The sequence below is a fragment of the Streptomyces sp. Y7 genome (assembly GCF_043195415.1).
Taxonomy (GTDB): domain Bacteria; phylum Actinomycetota; class Actinomycetes; order Streptomycetales; family Streptomycetaceae; genus Streptomyces.
This window is the reverse complement of record NZ_JBIDDQ010000001.1, coordinates 1119135-1137532: the sequence shown is the minus strand read 5'-3', so window position 1 is coordinate 1137532 and position 18398 is coordinate 1119135. Positions and strand designations below refer to the sequence as shown.

21 protein-coding genes are annotated in these 18398 nt (G+C 72.4%); 16 read left to right on the top strand and 5 right to left on the bottom strand.

The window, feature by feature from the left end; genetic code table 11:
• The first annotated feature begins 472 nt into the window (after positions 1-472).
• Genes ACGFW6_RS04950 through ACGFW6_RS04930 form a run of 5 tightly spaced genes read left to right on the top strand, consistent with a single transcriptional unit; the run spans position 473 to position 4424 of the window.
• The gene (locus ACGFW6_RS04950; RefSeq protein ID WP_393504700.1) at positions 473-658 is read left to right on the top strand and encodes a hypothetical protein; all 186 of its coding nucleotides are present in this window, start codon (positions 473-475) and stop codon (positions 656-658) included.
• A gap of 22 nt (positions 659-680) precedes the next feature.
• Positions 681-1391: a hypothetical protein gene (locus ACGFW6_RS04945; RefSeq protein WP_393504698.1), complete on the top strand. Its 711-nt coding sequence runs from the start codon at positions 681-683 to the stop codon at positions 1389-1391.
• Positions 1388-2404, top strand: a complete 1017-nt coding sequence (locus ACGFW6_RS04940) for a DUF6895 family protein (protein WP_393504696.1) — start codon at positions 1388-1390, stop codon at positions 2402-2404. The genes ACGFW6_RS04945 and ACGFW6_RS04940 overlap by 4 nt, the downstream gene beginning before the upstream one ends.
• On the top strand, positions 2401-3321 hold the full coding sequence (locus ACGFW6_RS04935; protein WP_393504694.1) for a DUF6895 family protein: 921 nt from the start codon (positions 2401-2403) through the stop codon (positions 3319-3321). Before ACGFW6_RS04940 ends, ACGFW6_RS04935 begins: the two co-directional genes overlap by 4 nt.
• Positions 3318-4424 carry a serine hydrolase domain-containing protein gene (locus tag ACGFW6_RS04930; protein ID WP_393504692.1) on the top strand — a complete coding sequence of 369 codons (1107 nt, stop codon included), beginning with the start codon at positions 3318-3320 and terminating at the stop codon, positions 4422-4424. Before ACGFW6_RS04935 ends, ACGFW6_RS04930 begins: the two co-directional genes overlap by 4 nt.
• Positions 4425-4507: 83 nt before the next feature.
• On the opposite strand, the gene ACGFW6_RS04925 is transcribed toward ACGFW6_RS04930, so the two are convergent.
• Complete coding sequence (locus ACGFW6_RS04925) at positions 4508-5878, bottom strand: alpha-lytic protease prodomain-containing protein (protein WP_393504690.1); 1371 nt, start codon at positions 5876-5878, stop codon at positions 4508-4510.
• Between the two features lie 200 nt (positions 5879-6078).
• Here ACGFW6_RS04925 and ACGFW6_RS04920 point away from each other — a divergent pair, with 200 nt between their 5' ends.
• The 7 genes from ACGFW6_RS04920 (at position 6079) to ACGFW6_RS04890 (ending at position 12674) form a co-directional block, all read left to right on the top strand.
• Positions 6079-6528 (top strand): Fur family transcriptional regulator, encoded by a 450-nt coding sequence (locus tag ACGFW6_RS04920; RefSeq protein ID WP_393504688.1) that lies wholly within the window; start codon positions 6079-6081, stop codon positions 6526-6528.
• A gap of 24 nt (positions 6529-6552) precedes the next feature.
• Positions 6553-8766 (top strand): catalase/peroxidase HPI, encoded by a 2214-nt coding sequence (gene katG, locus ACGFW6_RS04915; protein ID WP_393504686.1) that lies wholly within the window; start codon positions 6553-6555, stop codon positions 8764-8766.
• Between the two features lie 231 nt (positions 8767-8997).
• Entirely contained in the window at positions 8998-10104 is a 1107-nt protein-coding gene (locus ACGFW6_RS04910; protein WP_393504684.1) for an NAD(P)/FAD-dependent oxidoreductase, read from the top strand.
• Positions 10105-10264: 160 nt separating this feature from the next.
• Complete coding sequence (locus tag ACGFW6_RS04905; RefSeq protein WP_393504682.1) at positions 10265-10957, top strand: nucleotidyltransferase family protein; 693 nt, start codon at positions 10265-10267, stop codon at positions 10955-10957.
• Entirely contained in the window at positions 10954-11241 is a 288-nt protein-coding gene (locus ACGFW6_RS04900) for a BON domain-containing protein (RefSeq protein ID WP_393504680.1), read from the top strand. The genes ACGFW6_RS04905 and ACGFW6_RS04900 overlap by 4 nt, the downstream gene beginning before the upstream one ends.
• Positions 11238-11987: a metallophosphoesterase gene (locus tag ACGFW6_RS04895; protein WP_393504678.1), complete on the top strand. Its 750-nt coding sequence runs from the start codon at positions 11238-11240 to the stop codon at positions 11985-11987. Before ACGFW6_RS04900 ends, ACGFW6_RS04895 begins: the two co-directional genes overlap by 4 nt.
• Positions 11988-12146: 159 nt before the next feature.
• Positions 12147-12674: a hypothetical protein gene (locus ACGFW6_RS04890; protein WP_393504676.1), complete on the top strand. Its 528-nt coding sequence runs from the start codon at positions 12147-12149 to the stop codon at positions 12672-12674.
• A gap of 58 nt (positions 12675-12732) precedes the next feature.
• Here the strand turns inward: ACGFW6_RS04890 and ACGFW6_RS04885 are convergent, their stop codons facing one another.
• Positions 12733-13296: a hemerythrin domain-containing protein gene (locus ACGFW6_RS04885; protein WP_393504674.1), complete on the bottom strand. Its 564-nt coding sequence runs from the start codon at positions 13294-13296 to the stop codon at positions 12733-12735.
• A gap of 130 nt (positions 13297-13426) precedes the next feature.
• Here ACGFW6_RS04885 and ACGFW6_RS04880 point away from each other — a divergent pair, with 130 nt between their 5' ends.
• Positions 13427-14206 (top strand): SDR family NAD(P)-dependent oxidoreductase, encoded by a 780-nt coding sequence (locus ACGFW6_RS04880; RefSeq protein WP_393504672.1) that lies wholly within the window; start codon positions 13427-13429, stop codon positions 14204-14206.
• A gap of 89 nt (positions 14207-14295) precedes the next feature.
• On the opposite strand, the gene ACGFW6_RS04875 is transcribed toward ACGFW6_RS04880, so the two are convergent.
• Together ACGFW6_RS04875 and ACGFW6_RS04870 are read right to left on the bottom strand one after the other, a co-directional pair.
• A complete protein-coding gene (locus ACGFW6_RS04875) occupies positions 14296-14868 on the bottom strand; it encodes a GNAT family N-acetyltransferase (protein WP_393504670.1) in 573 nt (190 codons plus the stop codon).
• 67 nt (positions 14869-14935) lie between these two features.
• A complete protein-coding gene (locus tag ACGFW6_RS04870) occupies positions 14936-15589 on the bottom strand; it encodes a phosphoribosyltransferase (RefSeq protein WP_393504668.1) in 654 nt (217 codons plus the stop codon).
• A gap of 278 nt (positions 15590-15867) precedes the next feature.
• Between ACGFW6_RS04870 and ACGFW6_RS04865 the strand changes: the two genes are divergently transcribed.
• From ACGFW6_RS04865 to ACGFW6_RS04855, 3 genes are all read left to right on the top strand, one after another.
• Entirely contained in the window at positions 15868-16107 is a 240-nt protein-coding gene (locus ACGFW6_RS04865; protein ID WP_393504667.1) for a hypothetical protein, read from the top strand.
• Positions 16108-16210: 103 nt separating this feature from the next.
• Positions 16211-16543 (top strand): hypothetical protein, encoded by a 333-nt coding sequence (locus ACGFW6_RS04860; protein WP_393504665.1) that lies wholly within the window; start codon positions 16211-16213, stop codon positions 16541-16543.
• 69 nt (positions 16544-16612) lie between these two features.
• On the top strand, positions 16613-17254 hold the full coding sequence (locus ACGFW6_RS04855; protein WP_393504663.1) for a phosphoribosyltransferase: 642 nt from the start codon (positions 16613-16615) through the stop codon (positions 17252-17254).
• Positions 17255-17257: 3 nt separating this feature from the next.
• Here ACGFW6_RS04855 and ACGFW6_RS04850 read toward each other — a convergent pair whose 3' ends face one another.
• Complete coding sequence (locus ACGFW6_RS04850) at positions 17258-18376, bottom strand: CapA family protein (protein WP_393504661.1); 1119 nt, start codon at positions 18374-18376, stop codon at positions 17258-17260.
• Between the last annotated feature and the right edge of the window lie 22 nt (positions 18377-18398).

Genomic DNA, 18398 nt, shown 5'->3' with positions numbered 1-18398 from the left:
GCGTGTCGGCCGAATGCCGCGGCGCTCTGCCGGAGGTTCCCGGTCGGCCTCAACCGGGCTGATCAGGCCAGGTACTTGGTCCCTTACCGGCCATCGGCGGGCCATCTGCGAGAAACTGGCCGGTAACACTGATGAAGGCCGGATTCCCGTTCCCGGAACCATAGTTGGGCGGGCCGCCACCCGGTGGCGCGAAAACGAATCCGGGCAGCCCGGGGACAGCTCACTGACTGTCTTTCAGTCGACTCGCACGGCATTTCCCGGACCGGCCCGGGCGACCGGCGCGACCCTCGTCCCCTCAAGGAGGAGCGGCGGGCGGGGAGCGCCTGGGTGCCCCCTTGTTGGGGCCCATGGCGCGCGCCCGGGAATGTTGAACAAGTGACGTATGGCGCCCTGTGGGAAAAGATGCGCGCTTTGTGACTGTGTGGTGCTCTTGGTTGTGGAGGCTATGGCTGACCCCAGAGGAGATGGTGATATGCCTTCCATTGACAAGGCGATCGAGGAAACGACCGGCGTGCGGACCGACCTCGAAGCGGCACTCGACCCGGCCGAACCCGACGGCGTCTTCCGCGACAGCCGCGAGTGCGCAGCACTGGCGCTGCTCTCCGCGGACACCAAGCTGCTGCTGTCCCCGCCGACCCCTCGCCCGAAGAAGGGCTGAGCGGACGAACGGGAGCGACTGAATGGAGCAGTCAGGCACTTCGGCCCTCTTGCAGGGCGCTGTGCAGGACATTGCGTCCGACGTGGTCTCCGCCCTTCGGGGCGGAGACCACGTGCGCATGTCAGGCACCGCGGCGATGAACGACGTCGAAGGAGGCATGGCCCTCGCGGCCGTACGCGTGGTGGGAGCGGACCTGCTGCTGCCGCACGTCCTCTTTCCGACTCCGCCCGCCCCGGAGGCACTTGAGGCGTTCCGCAGGACGGTGGAGGCATTCCCGCCGCGTCCCGACGCGGCACCCACCGTGATGTGGAGCCACTGGGCCATGCGCCGCACCCTGGTGCGGCTGGACCCGTCCCTGACCGGCACACCCGCCGGTGAACCCGACACCCGACCCGGCGCCGACTGGCTCGAGGAGGCGCCCTGGCAGTACCTGACCCACCAACTCGCGGTCCTGGCACCCCTCGCCCTGCCCGGCGAGGACTGTGCCGTGGCCCGCGTGGCCCGCGGCCGGCCGGTCGACGTGGCCCGCGGCTTCGTACGGGCCGTGCGCCGCAGGGACTGGCAACAGGCGGCCGGCGCCGGTCGCTGGCTGACCCTGCTGGACGGCGTACCGGACACGCTCGGCCTCGAAACGGGCCTGGACTTCGTGGAGTTGATGGGCGGAAGCGATCCCCGGGTGGCTCTGCAGGTGCAGGCCGCACGGGTGATGCGGGCGGCCGGAGCACTCGTATGACGGCGACCGCCATGGGTGTCGCGGACATGCGCGAGGTGGCCGCCGCGGCGTTCGCCTGGCTGTCCGCGCACACCGCCGACTTCGCGCTGGACGAGGACGCGTTCACCGAGGACGGCCACGTCGACGTCACCTGGAAGCCCCTCGGGGAACTGGCCCAGACCTGCCAGAGCGTACGGTCGCACCTGCCGCCGTCGGACCCGCTGCACGGGTGCGCGTCGGACCTGCTGCGGTTCGCGTGGCAGCAGACGGGCCGCGGCGAACTCTTCCTCCGCCTCCAGCGGTTGGAGCCCTTCGCCACCTACCCCCTGGAGGTCTACTCGGTGTTCGCCGCGGCAGGACTGCGGCATCCCGGGTACGAGGCGGCGGCCGCCACGACCGCCCGGACCCGGGGCTGGCGGCTCACCGAACAGGAACCCACCCGCCGGCTCGGCGTGCTGAAGGCCGAACGGCGCAGCGGGATCGAACGGCCCGACGAGTCCGCCCAGGTGCTGCGGCGCACCTGGCTGGGCGGCCTGCCGGAACCCTGGACGTTCGAGCGGTCCTCGGGGTACGCGCTCACCCACGTCGTCTTCCACCTCACCGACTGGGGACGCGCCCCCGCGGGCGTCCCCGCCGACCTCGCCGCCTATCTCGCCCACTGGCTGCCGTCCTGGCTCGACACCTGCCTCGACGCCACGATGTGGGACCTGAGCTGCGAACTGCTGGTCGTGGCCGCGAGCCTGCCGGCCCCGCCCGACCTGCCCGCCTTCCAGTCCGCCTGGACCCGGATCGCGCGGGCGCAGCACGACTCCGGAGCGCTGCCGCAGGAGGGCCCCGGCGCCGACGCGGGGGGCCCGGAGCCGGACTTCCTGCGCTGCTACCACTCCACCCTGATGGCCGCCTTCGCGGCGGCACAGACCGTCAAGCGCCTCACCGGCGAGGGCGACGACGACTTCGACGCGGGCGGTGACGGTCACCGATCGCGAGCGGGCCGCGCGCGGACCCGCCACGACGGACAAGGAGTGCCCGGATGACCGACACCCGTCTGATGCACACCGTCGGCGTGCGCGCCCTGGAGTGGCTGTGGGCCCACCGCGACGGGTTCCGCCTGGAGCCCGACGTCGACCCCGAGGTGGGCTTCCTGGAACGCTTCAAGCCGGTCGGTGAACTCGCCCTGATCTGCCGGGTGCTGTTCCGTGAGGGCGTCGCCGGGTCCCGGCAGGCCGACCTCGCCCGCCGGCTGCTGGACCACACCTGGCGGCACACCCTGGACGGCGGTCGCATGCTGGCGCGCGGCCAGCGCATCGAGCCGATGTCGCCGATCCCCTTCGAGGTGTACCTGCCGTACAAGGAACTCGGGTACAGCGAGCCCGAGGTGGAGCGCGCCACCGTCCTCTACCACCGGCTCGAGAGCTGGTCGGCCCTCGAACTCGACCCGACCCGGCGCCTCGGACTGGCCGCGTTCCAGCGCCGCTTCGGCCTCACGCCCCGCCCGCCGGAGGCGGCGCTCGTCGGCCCGACCTGGCTCGCCCGAAGGCCCGAACCCTGGACGGTCAGCGGGCACATCGCCTACGACGTCACCCACACGGTGTTCCACCTCACCGACTGGGGCGCACACCCCGAGGCCCTGCCGCCGGACATCGCCGACTACCTCGCCACCTGGCTGCCGGTCTGGATCGACGACTGGCTGGACCTGAAGCGCTGGGACCTGCTCGGCGAACTCCTCGTGGTCGACGCCTGCCTGCCCAGGCCCACCCTGGACGAGCGGGCCTGGGAGGGCTTCGCCGCCGCACAGCAGCCCGACGGGGCCATGCCGGCCGTGCGGTCGATGCCGGAGGGCGAACCCGACGAGGTCTTCGACATGATCTACCACCCCACGCTGGTGGCCGCGTTCGCCTCGCTGCTGGCCACCTCCCGCGCCCTCACCGAGCTGACCCACGCCACCTCATGACCGCCGGGCTGATGCCGTGGCCGGGCGTCGACGACGACAAGGACGCGGCGCGGGAGGACGGCGGCCCCGGCAACGCCGGGAGGGACCCGTCCGGTCCGAGCGCGGGCTCCCTGTACGAGCGGCTCGCGCGTGCCGTCGACGCCGTCGACGCGCCCGACGTGGTCTTCGCCGTCTCGCGGTCCGGCCTGCGCACCGTGTACTGCGGGGGCGGCACCCCGCATCCCGCCGTGCCCCGGGAGGACCTGCGGTACGAGATCGGCTCGGCCTCGAAGACGTTCACCGGCCTGCTGCTGGCCCGGCTCATCGAGCGCGGGCTGCTGACCGGGGGCGAACCGGCCGCCGCGTGGCTCGACCCGGGCCGCCGTACCGGCGCGACCTCGGCGACTCTCGCGCACCTGGTCACGCACACGGCCGGACTGCCCACCCTGCCCGCCGACTTCTACCGCCGCGCGCTGCCCGCCTGGCGCACCAACCCCTACGGCCGCTACCCCGCCGAACGGGTGGTCGACGCCTTCCTGCGCCACCGCCCACGGCATCGGCCGGGCACCCGGTGGCGGTACTCCAACTTCGGCGTCGCCGTACTCGGCCACGCACTCGCCGCCGCGACCGGCACGGCCTGGGAGGACCTCCTCGGCACGCACGTGCTGCGTCCGCTCGGCCTCGGCGGCACGGCCCTGCGGCCGGAGGACCCGAAGACCGACGCCGTCGGCCACGGCAAGGACGGCCGTACGCCCACGCTCGCCTTCGACTCCGGAGGGTTCGAGGCGGCCGGCGCCGTGCGCGCGACGCCGCACGATCTGCTGACGTTCCTGGAGGCCCACCTCGACCCGGCGGGCTCCCCGCTGGCCGGAGCCCTCGGCGCGGTCCGCACCCCTGTACTGCGCCGGGGCCTCGGGCACCGGCATGTGCACACGATGGCGTGGTTCCGGCACCCCACGGACGGCGGGCCGCTGTACTTCCACAGCGGGGCGACCCTCGGCCAGCAGGCATTCCTGGGCTTCCGACCCGACACGGGCACGGCCCTGGCCGCGCTGTGCACCCGCCGCTTCCGCGCCCGCGACACCTTCATCGCCACCGCGTACGGCCTCCTGGCCGACCAGTGACCGGACCGGCCCGTCCGGAACGACGGACGGTGCGGGGCAGGCGCCCCGCACCGTGAACCGTACGACGCGTGCATCCGCCCCGGTTACATCCGCTGCCACAGGGCCGGAGTGGCACCCGGAGACCAGCGGCCCTGCGCCTGGTGGCTCTGCAGGCACTGGTAGCGCACGCCCGCGTGGGTCACCGTGGCACCCGCCTCGTAGACCCGGCCCGCGGCCCATGCCGACGCCCCGTTGTCCTGCGGGGCGGGGGAGCCGGCCTGCGCGGTCGCGGTCTTCAGGACCAGGCCGAAGTCGCTGAGGATCGGGTTGATCGGCTGGTAGAAGGTGGTCCCGCCGCTCGTGCAGTCGCCCGAACCGCCCGAGGTCACGCCCTGCGCCTGCGAGCCGGACAGGTACGGGCCGCCGGAGTCACCCGGTTCGGCGCACACGGTCGTCTCGGTGACGCCGTTCACGGTGCCCTCGGAGTAGCTGACGCTCGTGTCGTGCTGCTCGATGGTTCCGCAGTGCCAGCCGGTGGTGGAGCCGGAGCGGCAGATCGAGGCGCCGACGAGCGCCTGGACCGAGCCGGTGACCTGCGTGCGCTGGCCGCCCTCGCCCTTCACGTCCGGCGTGGCCGTCCAGTTGCTGTTCACACCCACCCAGGACATGTCCTTGCCGGGGAACGTGGACGCCTTGAAGGTGCCCTGCGCGGCCATGTTGAACCCGGCGGTCGAGTCCGCGGCGTTGCCGCAGTGGCCCGCCGAGGCGAAGCCCTGCTGGGTGTCCTTGGTCACGGAGAACCCGATGGAGCAGCGGGCGGAGCCCTCGATGTAATAGGCCTCGCCGCCGACCAGGTCCGCCAGCGGGCGCGGCCGTGCCGCCGACACCCGCACGGTCACGCCCTTGTCCTGGACACCGGCGGCCTTGATGAACGCGGTCGCGGCCGGCCGCTTGATCGCCTGGACGACCACGCGGTTCGTCGGCACATCGACGTACCAGACCGGGGTGTCGCGGGTGTTCGCGCTGGTCGCGGCCTTGTCCAGCTTCGCCTTGACGGCCTGGAGCTCGCTCAGGGGGTGCTTGACGACGACGGCCTTCGCGCCCTGCGCCTCGATGGCCGACACGTCGTCGGCGTGTGTGGTGGCGACCGCGAGCTCGGCGGAGGTCGCGCCCCGCAGCCAGGCGCCCGCGAAGCGCTTGCCCAGCGAGTTGCGCAGGCGTCCCGCGCGGACGCCCGCCTCCGCCTCGTTGACCAGCCGCTCGGCAGCCTGCCCGGGCTTCAGCTTCAGGTCACGCTCCATGGCGCGCACCACCGCGGCCGGCGGCCGGTCGGCCCCGAGCGTCTGCGCGGCGGTGGACGCGGGCGCCGGGGGCGGCGGCGCGGCCGTGGCGGCCGTGGTGACGCCGGTGAGCACGAGAGCGCCGAGAGCGGTGAGGGCGGCGCGGCGACCGGCCGCGGTATGTCTGCGGAGCATGCGATGTGCCTCCATCGAGTACGCGTGGGATTCCGAGCAGATGGAGGTCTTGACGCAAAGACATGAGTCAATGTCAGAAAAGATGCTTTTTCGCGCTTTGGGGGGTCCCGTTGGCTGCCATGTGCGCCAGCGGGAGGATCACCAGAGTTTCATCGTTCGTTTTCTTGAATCGTTCGTGTTTAGAGAGGTAGGTTGGCCACATGACCGCATCCCAGACTCCGACCCCCGCCGAGGAGCTGCGCGGTGCCGGCCTGAGGGTGACGGCGGCGCGGGTCGCGCTGCTCGACGCCGTCCGGGCCGGTGACCACCTCGGTGTCGAGGCCATCGCCTCCGGGGTGCGTGATCGCGTGGGTCATGTCTCCCTGCAAGCCGTGTACGAGGGCCTCCACGCGCTCACCGCGGCGGGACTCATACGTCGTATCGAACCGGCCGGCAGCCCGGCCCGGTTCGAGGGGCGTGTCGGCGACAACCACCACCACATCGTGTGCCGCTCCTGCGGTGTCGTCGCCGATGTCGACTGCGAGGTCGGCGAGGCGCCCTGCCTGACCGCGTCCGACGACCACGGCTTCGCGATCGACGAGGCCGAGGTCATCTACTGGGGCCTGTGCCCCGACTGTTCCACTGCCGGCAGTGCACCCCGAGCACTGTGATCCACCTAGTTCGGAAGGTTTCCCATGGCTGAGAACCCCGATGCGATCGTCACTGACGCGAAGACGGAGGGCACCGGTGGCTGCCCCGTCGCGCACGGTCGCGCCGCGCACCCCACGCAGGGCGGCGGCAACCGTCAGTGGTGGCCGGAACGGCTCAACCTGAAGATCCTCGCCAAGGACCCCGTCGTCGCCAACCCGCTCGGTGCGGAGTTCGACTACGCGGAGGCGTTCGGCGCCCTCGACCTGGCGGCCGTGAAACAGGACATCGCCGAGGTGCTGACCACCTCGCAGGACTGGTGGCCCGCGGACTTCGGCAACTACGGCCCGCTGATGATCCGGATGGCCTGGCACAGCGCCGGCACCTACCGGATCAGCGACGGCCGCGGCGGTGGCGGCCGTGGTCAGCAGCGCTTCGCGCCCCTGAACAGCTGGCCGGACAACGGCAACCTCGACAAGGCCCGCCGTCTGCTGTGGCCGGTCAAGAAGAAGTACGGCCAGTCCATCTCCTGGGCCGACCTCATGATCCTCACCGGCAACGTCGCCCTGGAGCAGATGGGCTTCGAGACCTTCGGCTTCGGCGGCGGCCGCGCCGACGTCTGGGAGGCCGACGAGGACGTGTACTGGGGTCCCGAGACCACCTGGCTCGACGACCAGCGCTACACCGGCGACCGTGAGCTGGAGAACCCGCTCGGCGCCGTCCAGATGGGTCTGATCTACGTCAACCCCGAGGGCCCGAACGGCAACCCGGACCCGATCGCCGCGGCCCGCGACATCCGCGAGACGTTCCGCCGCATGGCGATGAACGACGAGGAGACCGTCGCCCTGATCGCCGGTGGTCACACCTTCGGCAAGACCCACGGCGCCGGCCCGGCCGACGCGGTCGGCAACGACCCCGAGGCCGCCGACATGGAGCAGCAGGGCCTGGGCTGGAAGTCGACCTACGCCTCCGGCAAGGCCGGCGACGCGATCACCAGTGGTCTGGAGGTCACCTGGACCACCAAGCCCACCCAGTGGAGCAACGACTTCTTCGACATCCTCTTCGGCTACGAGTGGGAGCTGACCCAGTCCCCGGCCGGCGCCAACCAGTGGGTGGCCAAGGACGCGCAGGAGATCATCCCCGACGCGCACGACCCGTCGAAGAAGCGTCTGCCCACGATGCTCACCACGGACCTCTCGCTGCGCTTCGACCCGATCTACGGCCCGATCTCGAAGCGCTTCCACGAGAACCCGGCCGAGTTCGCGGACGCCTTCGCCCGCGCCTGGTACAAGCTCACCCACCGTGACCTGGGCCCGAAGTCCCTGTACCTCGGCCCGGAGGTCCCCGCGGAGACCCTGCTGTGGCAGGACCCGCTGCCCGCCGCCGAGGGCGAGGCCATCGACGCCGCCGACGCGACGGCGCTCAAGGCCAAGATCCTCGACTCCGGCCTGACCGTCCCGCAGCTGGTCAAGGCCGCGTGGGCGTCCGCCGCCACGCACCGCGCCAGCGACAAGCGCGGTGGCGCCAACGGCGGCCGCATCCGCCTGGAGCCGCAGCGCGGCTGGGAGGTCAACGACCCGGACGAGCTCGCCCAGGTCCTGCGCACCCTGGAGAACATCCAGGGCGAGTTCAACTCGGGCGCCAAGAAGGTCTCCCTGGCCGACCTGATCGTCCTCGGTGGTTCCGCCGCCGTGGAGAAGGCCGCCAAGGACGCCGGTGTCGAGGTCGAGGTGCCCTTCACCGCGGGCCGTGTCGACGCGACCGAGGAGCACACCGACGTCGAGTCGTTCGCCGCGCTGGAGCCGTCGTACGACGGGTTCCGCAACTACCTCGGCAAGGGCAACCGCCTGCCGGCCGAGTACCTGCTGCTGGACCGCGCCAACCTGCTCGCGCTGAGCGCCCCCGAGATGACCGTCCTGGTCGGCGGTCTGCGTGTCCTGGGCGCGAACCAGAACGGGTCCAAGCACGGCGTGCTCACCGAGACCCCGGGCAAGCTGACCAACGACTTCTTCGTCAACCTGCTCGACCTGGGCACGACGTGGAAGTCCACCTCCGAGGACCAGACCACGTTCGAGGGCCGTGACGCCTCGGGCCAGGTCAAGTGGACCGGCACCCGTGCCGACCTCGTGTTCGGCTCCAACTCCGAGCTGCGCGCCCTCGCCGAGGTCTACGCGAGCGACGACGCGAAGGAGAAGTTCGTCAAGGACTTCGTCGCGGCGTGGGTCAAGGTCATGAACCTGGACCGGTTCGACCTCGTCTGATCAGTCCCCGCAAGACGTCCAGGCCGGCCCGCACGGGTCGGCCCGGACGTTTTTCGTCTGCGCGCGAGCGGTGCCTCACGCGTCCCACCCTTCACAGAACGCACACCCCGCCCCAGCAATTATTTAGGTTTCAAGCGATAGTCTCGCGGCACCAGGGGAGAGGCCGACGACGGCCCACCCGTCGCGCCACTCGCTCCTCCTGCCCCCCCCCACCAGCACAGGAGACTCGGCGTGGTTGACGGCGACGTAGTGGTGATCGGCGGCGGCTATGCCGGCGTCCGTCTGGCCAAACGACTCGACACGACCGCGCGGGTCACGCTCGTGGACCGCAAAGAGGTCTTCTTCCACCGCATCGCCTCCCTGCGCGCCGGAGTGCGTCCGGACTGGTCGCACAGCCCGTTCATCCCCTACGACCGGCTGCTGCGCAACGGCCGCGTAGCCGTGGGCAAGGCGGTCCGCATCGACACCGGCGAGCGAGAGGTCGTCCTCGCCACGGGCGAGCGGCTCCCGTACGACGTCCTGGTGATCGCCACCGGCGCGGACTACCCCGAGCCGGCCCGCTTCAGCGGCACCACCACCGACGAGGCGGTGAAGTCCTTCGTCACGCACCAGCAGCACATCGCCGAGGCCGAACACGTCCTGGTCGTCGGCGGCGGGCCCTCCGGTGTCGAGCTCGTGGCCGAGATCCGGCTCGCCCGGCCCGACGCCCGGGTCACCCTCGCCCACTCCGGGCCGGAACTGCTGCACTCCACGGGCAGCGCGCGGGCCGGACGCAAGGCGCGCGGCTGGCTGGAGTCCCACGGAGTGGAGGTACGGCTCGACTCCTTCATGTCCCCGGGCAACGACTTCGGCACCTACCGTGACGCCCGCGGCACCATCATCGAGGCGGACCGTTCCTTCTGGGCGACCGGCACCACGCCCAACACGCTCTGGCTGCGGCTGGCCGGCCACGGGGACTGGCTGAACGCCACGGGTCACGTCAAGGTCGACGAGGCGCTCCGGCTGCGGGGATGGCTCGAGGTGTTCGCGGTCGGCGACGTCAACGACGCCACCGACCTGAAGATCACCCCGGCCGCGCTCGCCCAGGCAGACCTGGCCGCCCACAACATCCGCGCCTACCTCAACAGCACCGGCAGGCACCGCAAGCAGCCCCGCTTCTACCGGCCGGTCCACCGCACCCCCCTCATCGTCCCGTTCGGCCCGGCCGACGGTGTGACGGTTCTGCCGGTGCCGGGCGGCGAGACGGCCGTCCTGGGCAGCCGCACCACGACCGTCGCGAAGGCCAGGAACCTCATGACGCCCTACATGCGACGGCAACTCGGCTACACCGCCGCATAGCCGCATAGCCGCACAGCCGCATAGCCGCTCCGCCGGCCGCGTCGACTTGCGGCTCCGCGTCCCGCAACGGCTCCTGCCGGCTGTATCGAATCCGGGCGCCCCGGGTACTCGAAGCCTCCGCAGAAACCCGGCACGGCGCCGGGTGGCGAACGGAGGCGTGATGACGCGGAACCGGGAGAGGGCGACATCCACTCGGCCACCGGGATTTCCCGACCTGCGCCCGGTGGCGGGAGGGGCGGATCAGCCGGCGCTTCAGCCGCTGCCGCCGAACCACCAGGAGCCGTCCCCCGACCGCAGCCAGCAGATCCTGGAGGCGGCGAAGCAGGTCGGCGCACTGCTCAAACGCGAGGGGTACCCCTTCGCCCTGGCCGGGAGCGTGGCCGTGTACGCCCACGGCGGCAGCGGCCATCTGCGGCACGACGCCGACTTCTGCGTGCGCCGCTCGGACGCCGAAGCGGTGACGCGGACCCTGACCGACGCCGGGCTCACGGTGCGTACACCGCCGGAGGACTGGCTGATGAAGACCACATGCCTCGGCCAGGAGGTCGACATCCTCTTCGAACTGGCGCACCGCCCGGTCACCGAGGACATGCTGGACCGGGCGCAGGAGGTCCCGGTCGACTCCGTGCACATGCCCGTCCTCGCCCCGACGGACCTCGTACGGGGCCTGATCGAGGCGTTCTCGGAGCACTACTGCGACTTCGGGCCGGTCCTCGCCGCGGCCCGGGCCCTGCGCGAGAAGGTCGACTGGCAGGACGTACGCGCCTCCTGCGGCGAGGAACCGATGCCGGCGGCGTTCCTCTATCTCCTCGAACGCCTGAACGTGATCGCGCCGCCGCGGGAGCACCGATGAGCGGGCAGGCCGGCCCGCCGGCTCCCGGCGCGGGCGCGGCGCGTCACCTGGACTACCGCGTCGCCCACGTCGCCGAACACCTGGCCGCGGGCGACCTCGGCGAGCTGGGCGTACGGATCGAGATCCGCGGCGAGTCGGTCCTGCTGACCGGCACGGTGCCCTCCGCGCGATGCCGGGACGACGTCCTGCGTCTGGCCCGCGACGAACTGCCCGGAACGCCCGTGCACTGCGACATCGTGGTCGCGGACACCTCCGCGCCCGACCGTGCCGAGGAGGTCGGATGATCCGGATCGCGGCCGTCGGCGACATCCATCTGGGCCCCGAGAGCGAGGGCACGCTGCGCCCCTCCTTCGAGACCCTGCACGAGAACGCCGACGTCCTGCTGCTCGCCGGGGACCTCACCCGCCACGGCACCCGCGAGGAGGCCCAGGTGGTCGCACGGGAGATCAAGGACCTCGGGGTCCCCGTGGTCGCGGTCCTCGGCAACCACGATCACCACGCCGACTGCCCCGAGGAGGTCGCCGCCGTGCTCCGGGAGGCGGGCGCGCGGGTCCTGGAAGGGCAGTCGACCGTGGTCGGCAACGGCGACGTGCGCATCGGAGTGGCCGGGACCAAGGGCTTCGGCGGCGGGTTCGTGGGCCGGTGCGCCGGCGAGTTCGGTGAGCCGATCATGAAGGAGTTCGTCAGGTACTCGCGCCGGCTCGCGGACGGTCTGCGCGCCGGTCTCGAGGAACTGCGCGGACAGGACTGCGACGCACGCATCGCACTGACCCATTTCTCCCCGGTGCCGGACACACTCGCCGGCGAACCGCCCGAGATCCACCCGTTCCTCGGCAGCTATCTGCTCGCCGAGGCGATCGACACGGCGGGCGCCGACCTCGCGGTGCACGGACACGCGCACCTCGGTACGGAACACGGCACGACCAGCGGCGGCGTGAAGGTGCGCAACGTCGCACAGCCCGTGATCGGCCGGGCGTTCCACGTCTACCACCTGACGCGGCCCGGGCCACCGGGCACCCCGGAGGGCTGAGTGGCCGTCCCGGTGTGGGGGAGGCCACGCCGCGCACCACGGTCCGGCCATTTCGGCGGGCGGGGCCACGGGCTACCGTTTGGTGGAGTCCCGTACCTCTGACGGTCCCCGTCCGTCAGCGGAAGCCCGCCCCTCGCCAGTACCTCGGACGGCCCGGCAGTGCTCGCAGATCTCTCGCCGCTCATCGCGGCGACCACCGAATGGCTCACGCGCTCCTACCCGGCGTGCGGCGGCGCCCTCCAGGCTGCCCTGGGTGAGGTGCAGGCCCGCCAGGCCGTCACGGCCGCGGCGTGGCTGCGCTACCCGACGCCGATGGACGCCGCCCTGGTCCACATGGCCGGCCCCGGCGGCTCGGCCGCGCTGGACTGGATCACCGGCGCCGACCCGGCGGGCCTCGCGGAGCCGGACGACGTCGCCTGGCGCACCTGGGTCGACGAGGTCGTGGCGAGCTGGGCCGCCTGTCTGCTCACCGACCCCGAACTGGCCCGGCTCGCGATCGCCGCGATCGCCGACGGCGGGCACACGAGGGCCGCCCCGGTCGAGTTCCGGCGCCTGGTGTCCCCCGACGCCGACGACCGCGAGGCGGCGGCCCTGCTGCGCCATCCCGATCTCCTCGCCCCGGTGGCGTCCCTGCACCGCCCGGCCCTCCACGAGCGGCTCGACCCCGGCCGGGCCCTCATCGCCTGAGGGGACACCGGCGAGGACGGCCGTATGCATGAGGCGTACGGAACCGGCGAGACAGGCCTCAGGGCTTCTTGCCGCGGCCCGTGAGCGCGTCGCGCAGCCGGTCGACCAGGCCGGCACCGGGCGCCAGCATCTTGTTGGCCGGCGGCTTGTCCGGAGCGGACGGGTGCGGGCGGGTCGGCGCGACCTTCTTGGCCTGACGCACCTTGTCGCCCAGGTCGTCGAGCGCGTCCGGCGCACAGGCCGCCCGGAGCTGCGGGAAGAGGTTCTGCTCCTCGTCGGCGATGTGCGAGCGGACCTCCGACATCAGCATCCCGATCAGCCGGTCGAACTCGGGATCGCCGGCGTCGCACGCCTCCAGGTCCTTCATGATGCGCTCGGCCGTGGAGTGGTCCTCGATCTCCCGGTCGGCGATCTCGTCGCCGCCCGCCACATGCTTGCGCACGGCCGGATACAGGTAGGCCTCCTCGGCCACCGAGTGCCGTACCAGCTCCATCGTGACCTGGTCGGCGTACAGCTTGCGGTTCTTGCTGCCGGGCGTGAGCCCCTCGATCCGGCCGAAGAGCTCCTCGACCTCGCGGTGATCGGTCATCAGCTCGTCGATGACGTTCCCGCCGTGACCCATGTTCTCCACCTCCAGCCTCGACCGGCGGCCCGGGCGGGCACGCCGTGCGCATCGAGTGCCCGCACGGGACGGCCTCACACGACACCGCCCCGAGCGTCGGCGCCGCGCGCACCCGGCCTAGGGTGCGGGCATGACCTCGCAGGGATACCTCTCCGAACTGTTCTCGCTGGATGGCCGGGTCGCCGTGGTGACCGGTGGCAGTTCCGGCATCGGCCGCGCCATCACCGAGGCCCTCGCCCGGGCGGGCGCGAGCGTCGTGGTCGTGGCACGCAGGGAGGCGGAGCTGGCCGCGACCGTCGGCGAGCTGGAGACCCACGGCTGCCGCGCGGCCTCGGTCAGTGCGGACCTGGGCACCCGCGAGGGGGTGCGAGCCGCCGCCGAGGAGGCGGCGCGGGCATTCGGCGAGCCCGACATCCTCGTCAACTGCGCCGGGATCAACCTGCGGCCCCCGATGGACGAGCTCGGCGAGGACGTCTGGGACACCACCATGGCCCTGAACCTGGACGCGCCCCACCTGCTCGGACAGCGGTTCGGACCCGGCATGGCGGAGCGCGGATTCGGACGGATCATCCACATCACCTCGCAGCAGGCGCACCGGGCGTTCGTCCAGAGCGGCGCCTACGGCGTCTCCAAGGGGGCGCTGGAATCGCTGGCCCGCTCCCAGGCGGAGGCGTGGTCGCCGTACGGCGTCACCTGCAACACGCTCGTGCCCGGGTTCGTCATGACACCGCTGAACACGCGCCTGTCGTCCGACCCGGACAAGGTGGCCGCGCTCGCCGCTCGGACGATGGTCGGACGCAACGGCCTCGCGGAGGACTTCGCCGGCGCGGCCGTGTTCCTCGCGAGCCGAGCCTCGGCCTACGTCACCGGACAGTCGATCTTCGTCGACGGCGGCTTCTCGGTGCACTGAGACGGGGCTTCTCGGTGCACTGAGACGGGGCCGCTCGGTGCACCGAGAAGGCGGTTTCCCGGTGCACCGAGCCCGCGCGAGCCGGCTCGTCAGCGCAGGTCGAGCCGCATCAGGATCCGCGGATGACCGGCCAGGACCGAGGTCGTGTCGGCGGCGTGGACGAACCCGGCACGCTCGAAGTTCCTGCGGATCCCGGCGTACGCCATCGTCAGATCGACCCGCGCGTCACCGTTGTCGAGCGGGTACGCCTCGATCACCGGGGCGCCCCGGTCGCGGGCGAACGCGACCGCTCCGGCGATCAGGGCGTGGGTGATGCCCTGCTTGCGATGGCCGGGGCGGACGCGGACGCACCACAGCGACCAGACCGGCAGGTCGTCGACGTGCGGGATCTTGCGGTTGCGGGCGAAGGACGTGGCCGAGCGCGGCGCCACCGCTGCCCAGCCGACCGGTTCGTCACCGTCGTAGGCCAGCACCCCGGGTGGGGGATCCGCGCGGCACAGCTCCGCGACGTACGCGCCGCGGGCCGGTCCGCGCAGCTCGTTGTTGAGTTTCGACGGGATGCGGTAGCTCAGGCACCAACAGACGTTCGCCGTCGGCGACTTCGGGCCGATGACCGCACGCACGTCCTCGAAGACGGATGCCGGACGGACTTCTATGGCCATGGCACCACCCTGTCACGGCAGCCGGCCGGGCGCCGGGTGCTCCGAGGAGCGGACGGCCCGCCCCGCGTCACGCTGTGGCGTGGAACGCGTGCAGTGTCCTCGCGACCTGGGTGTCGGTGATCCGGCCGAAGTCCTCGTACCACTCGCCGGCCACATGCAGGCCCGGCGGCTGTTCGAGGCACACGAGGTCGTCGCACTCGGGGCGCAGCGCGGCGACGGTCCGCGCGCTGCCGACGGGGACGGCCAGGACGAGCCGCGCCGGACCGTGGCGGCGCAGGAAGCGCAGCGCGGCCGAGGCGGTCAGTCCCGTGGTCAGGCCGTCGTCGACGAGGACGACCGTGCGGCCGCCGACGGACGGTGGCGGGCGGCGGCCGCGGTAGAGGTATTCGCGGCGGTGCAGCTCGTTCCGCTCGTGGACGACGACGTCGCCGAGCCGGTCCTCGGACAGGTGCATCATGGCCAGGCTCCGCCGGTCGTACAGCGGCGGATCGTCGGCGACGACCGCGCCGATCGGCGTCTCCGGCCGGATCGGGGTACTGATCTCACCGGCGGCCAGCACGTCCAGCGGGGCGTGCAGGGCACGGGCGACCTCGCAGGCCACGGGCACACCGCCCGGGGGCAGGGCCAGCACCAGCACGTCGGTCGGGTCGCCCGGTCCGGCCCACTCGACCAGCCGCAGGCCGAGTTCCTGTCCGGCGTGGGTACGGTCGCGGAACGGCACGGCGCACCTCCCTCGCGATCGGCGCAGCCGCCGAGTGCCCGGCCCGACGCACGGCGAAACGAGCAGAACCCGCCGGGAACGGCCGAACCGGGTGTTGCCGTCGCCAGGGATGGGTAGTGCGGCGCATGAAGTCCGTCGCCGTCGTGGGGTCGGTGTCCGGCGGGCGGGCGATGCCGCTGCGCCGGTACGCCGAACACCGACAACCCGAATTGATGACGATTCAACTGTGGCCGGTACGCCGGGCTGCGTACACGCCACTCAGAGCGCATGGTGGTGGCATGAGCACGCGTCCCCCCGTGGTGGTGTCGCCGCCGGAGCCGGACGGCGGGCGTCAGGTGACGATCCGTGACGAGCCGACGGGCACCGCCTACAGCCTGTTCGACGTCATGGACCTGGTGCACCGCGCGGGTCTGCCCGCCGAGGACCGGGCCGTCGACGACCCCGAGCTGATCGAGTGGCGCGGCGGCGGGCCCTACGACTGGAACAGCCCGGACCCCTCCGACAAGGCCAAGGGGTGAGGGGCGAGTGCCACCCTGGTAAGTCCGAGGTTCCCGGTGCGGAGCCCGTGGCCTTCACTGAAGTCGGCACGTACGAACGGACCACGACTTCACGGGGACTGACATGAACCGCAGGAAGAGCATCGTCGCGGCAGGCCTGACCACCACCCTCTCCGCCCTCGCCCTCACCCTCGGCGGCCCGGCCGCCCCCGCGCAGGCGGCGGGCACCGTCGACTGCGACGGCTGGGTGCACAACAACAACCCGGACTACGGCATCGCCGGCTGCCACAACAACACCGACCGCACCGTCACCTTCCGCGCCGAGATCGTCTGCGGCTGGGCCCCGGACGTCTCCGGCCAGTGGGTGACGCTGGCACCGGGCCAGTACGGCGAGTCCTCCGGTGTCTGCGCGATCTACAGCTCGGGCGTCGGCAGCGTCGGCTGGACCATCCAGTAGCGGCCGAGTCCGGTGGGGTGTCCGATACCGGAGCCCGGGGTACGCGGCGACGGACGGAAGGGGAGACCCATGCGGTTCCGTGACCGCGCCCAAGCCGGGCGGGAGCTGGCGGAACAACTGCGCATCCGGCAGGACAAGGGAGAACTCCCGCAGCCGGTCGTGCTCGCGCTGCCCCGCGGGGGCGTCGCGGTCGCCCGGGAGATCGCCGCGGTGCTCGAAGCCCCGCTGGACGTGCTCGTCGTACGCAAGATCGGGGCGCCCTTCCACGAGGAGTTCGGGGTCGGCGCGCTCGCGGGGGAGGACCCTCCGCTCCTCGACGAGCGGACCCTCTACCGGCTGGGGCTGAGCGAGGCGGACCTCGCGCCGGTCGTCGAGCGGGAGCGCGAGGAGCTGCGGCGGCGCGAGGAACGCTATCGGCAGGGCCGCCCGGCGCCCGAGCTGCGCGGTCGTACCGCGGTGGTCGTGGACGACGGGGTGGCGACCGGCTCCACCGCCCGCGTCGCGCTGCGCGCCGTACGCAACCGGTCGCCCGAACGGCTGGTCCTCGCCGTGCCCGTCTGCGCTCCGGAGGCGGCCGAGGCACTGCGCCGGGAGGTGGACGAGTTCGTCTGCCTGCATCAGCCGCGGCTGTTCAGCGCGGTCGGCGAGTGGTACGAGGACTTCCGTCAGCTCACCGACGCCGATGTGCTGGAGGCGCTGCGGGACGGCTGAGTCTCACCCCGGGGCCGCCGGCAGGCGCAGGGCGAGCGCGCCGTCCGGGCCGAGGGTGACGTGGGCGCCGTAGCCGATGCGGTCGAGGGTCGTGCGCAGCCAGCCGCGGGCCTCCGCCGGCGCCGGCTCCAGACGCATCCGGCGGGCCAGCAGGGGCTCCATGCGCAGTCCGGCGAGTTCGCCGGTGTCCGGCGCCAGCGTCACGAGGTAGGCGATGCGCAGGTCGTCGCGGTACTGCTCGTAGCCGGGGATGCCCTCGTAGTCGTCGATGAAGTCGCCGCAGCCGTGCAGGATCAGCCGGCTCCGGTAGACCTCGACGGCCCGCGGGTGGTGCGAGGAGTGGCCGTGGACGACGTCGGCGCCGCCGTCCACCAGGGCGTGGGCGAAGCGGCGCTGCTCGCGGGGGACCGGGTAGCCCCAGTTCGAGCCCCAGTGCACGGACACGACCACCAGGTCGCCGGCCCGTTTCACCTGCCGTATCCGCCGTACCGCCGCGGCGGCGGTGGCCGGCGACAGTTCGGGCACGTAGGCGACACCGGACCGGTCCGTGGTCGCCGCCCAGCCCGCGGGGATGCCGCTGTCCGCGGCGCCCAGCGCGAAGACCAGCACCCGGCCGCCCTGGGGGAGCGGCAGCGCCACGGGCGCGTACGCCTCCTGCGCGGCACGTCCCGCGCCGGCCGTGCGCAGGCCGGCCCCGTGCAGCACGTCGAGCGTCTCCCTCAGGCCCGGGCGGCCGAAGTCCAGCACATGGTTGTTGGCCAGGACGCAGACGTCGGGCCGGGCCACCGTGAGAGCCGGCAGATTGGCCGGGTGCATGCGGTAGTGGACCGCCTTGCCCGGCTCGAACGCGTCACCGCGCGTCACGGACGTCTCCAGGTTGACGATCCTGACGTCCGCGCCGCCCGCGTCCAGCAGCGCCAGCGCCTCGCCCCACGGCCACGACGCGTCCACCGGGGCCGGGATCGGGCCGCTCACCGACTCCGCCATGCTCACGTAGGCACGGGCGTCCGTGAGGTAGCCCTCCCGCAGCTCCGGGTCGCCGGGCCGGGCCAGGATCTGGTCGACACCGCGTCCGAGCATCACGTCGCCGCAGACGAACAGCGTGACCGTGCCGCCGCTCATCCCTCCACGGTACGAGGCCCGG

Coding starts and splice junctions, on each gene's coding strand:
- ACGFW6_RS04865 (WP_393504667.1), top strand. CDS start 15,868: ATGAGCACGCGTCCCCCCGTGGTGGTGTCGCCGCCGGAGCCGGACGGC.
- ACGFW6_RS04900 (WP_393504680.1), top strand. CDS start 10,954: ATGAGCGGGCAGGCCGGCCCGCCGGCTCCCGGCGCGGGCGCGGCGCGT.
- ACGFW6_RS04860 (WP_393504665.1), top strand. CDS start 16,211: ATGAACCGCAGGAAGAGCATCGTCGCGGCAGGCCTGACCACCACCCTC.
- ACGFW6_RS04895 (WP_393504678.1), top strand. CDS start 11,238: ATGATCCGGATCGCGGCCGTCGGCGACATCCATCTGGGCCCCGAGAGC.
- katG (WP_393504686.1), top strand. CDS start 6,553: ATGGCTGAGAACCCCGATGCGATCGTCACTGACGCGAAGACGGAGGGC.
- ACGFW6_RS04875 (WP_393504670.1), bottom strand. CDS start 14,868: ATGGCCATAGAAGTCCGTCCGGCATCCGTCTTCGAGGACGTGCGTGCG.
- ACGFW6_RS04920 (WP_393504688.1), top strand. CDS start 6,079: ATGACCGCATCCCAGACTCCGACCCCCGCCGAGGAGCTGCGCGGTGCC.
- ACGFW6_RS04885 (WP_393504674.1), bottom strand. CDS start 13,296: ATGGGTCACGGCGGGAACGTCATCGACGAGCTGATGACCGATCACCGC.
- ACGFW6_RS04880 (WP_393504672.1), top strand. CDS start 13,427: ATGACCTCGCAGGGATACCTCTCCGAACTGTTCTCGCTGGATGGCCGG.
- ACGFW6_RS04945 (WP_393504698.1), top strand. CDS start 681: ATGGAGCAGTCAGGCACTTCGGCCCTCTTGCAGGGCGCTGTGCAGGAC.
- ACGFW6_RS04855 (WP_393504663.1), top strand. CDS start 16,613: ATGCGGTTCCGTGACCGCGCCCAAGCCGGGCGGGAGCTGGCGGAACAA.
- ACGFW6_RS04930 (WP_393504692.1), top strand. CDS start 3,318: ATGACCGCCGGGCTGATGCCGTGGCCGGGCGTCGACGACGACAAGGAC.
- ACGFW6_RS04950 (WP_393504700.1), top strand. CDS start 473: ATGCCTTCCATTGACAAGGCGATCGAGGAAACGACCGGCGTGCGGACC.
- ACGFW6_RS04925 (WP_393504690.1), bottom strand. CDS start 5,878: ATGCTCCGCAGACATACCGCGGCCGGTCGCCGCGCCGCCCTCACCGCT.
- ACGFW6_RS04850 (WP_393504661.1), bottom strand. CDS start 18,376: ATGAGCGGCGGCACGGTCACGCTGTTCGTCTGCGGCGACGTGATGCTC.
- ACGFW6_RS04905 (WP_393504682.1), top strand. CDS start 10,265: ATGACGCGGAACCGGGAGAGGGCGACATCCACTCGGCCACCGGGATTT.
- ACGFW6_RS04940 (WP_393504696.1), top strand. CDS start 1,388: ATGACGGCGACCGCCATGGGTGTCGCGGACATGCGCGAGGTGGCCGCC.
- ACGFW6_RS04935 (WP_393504694.1), top strand. CDS start 2,401: ATGACCGACACCCGTCTGATGCACACCGTCGGCGTGCGCGCCCTGGAG.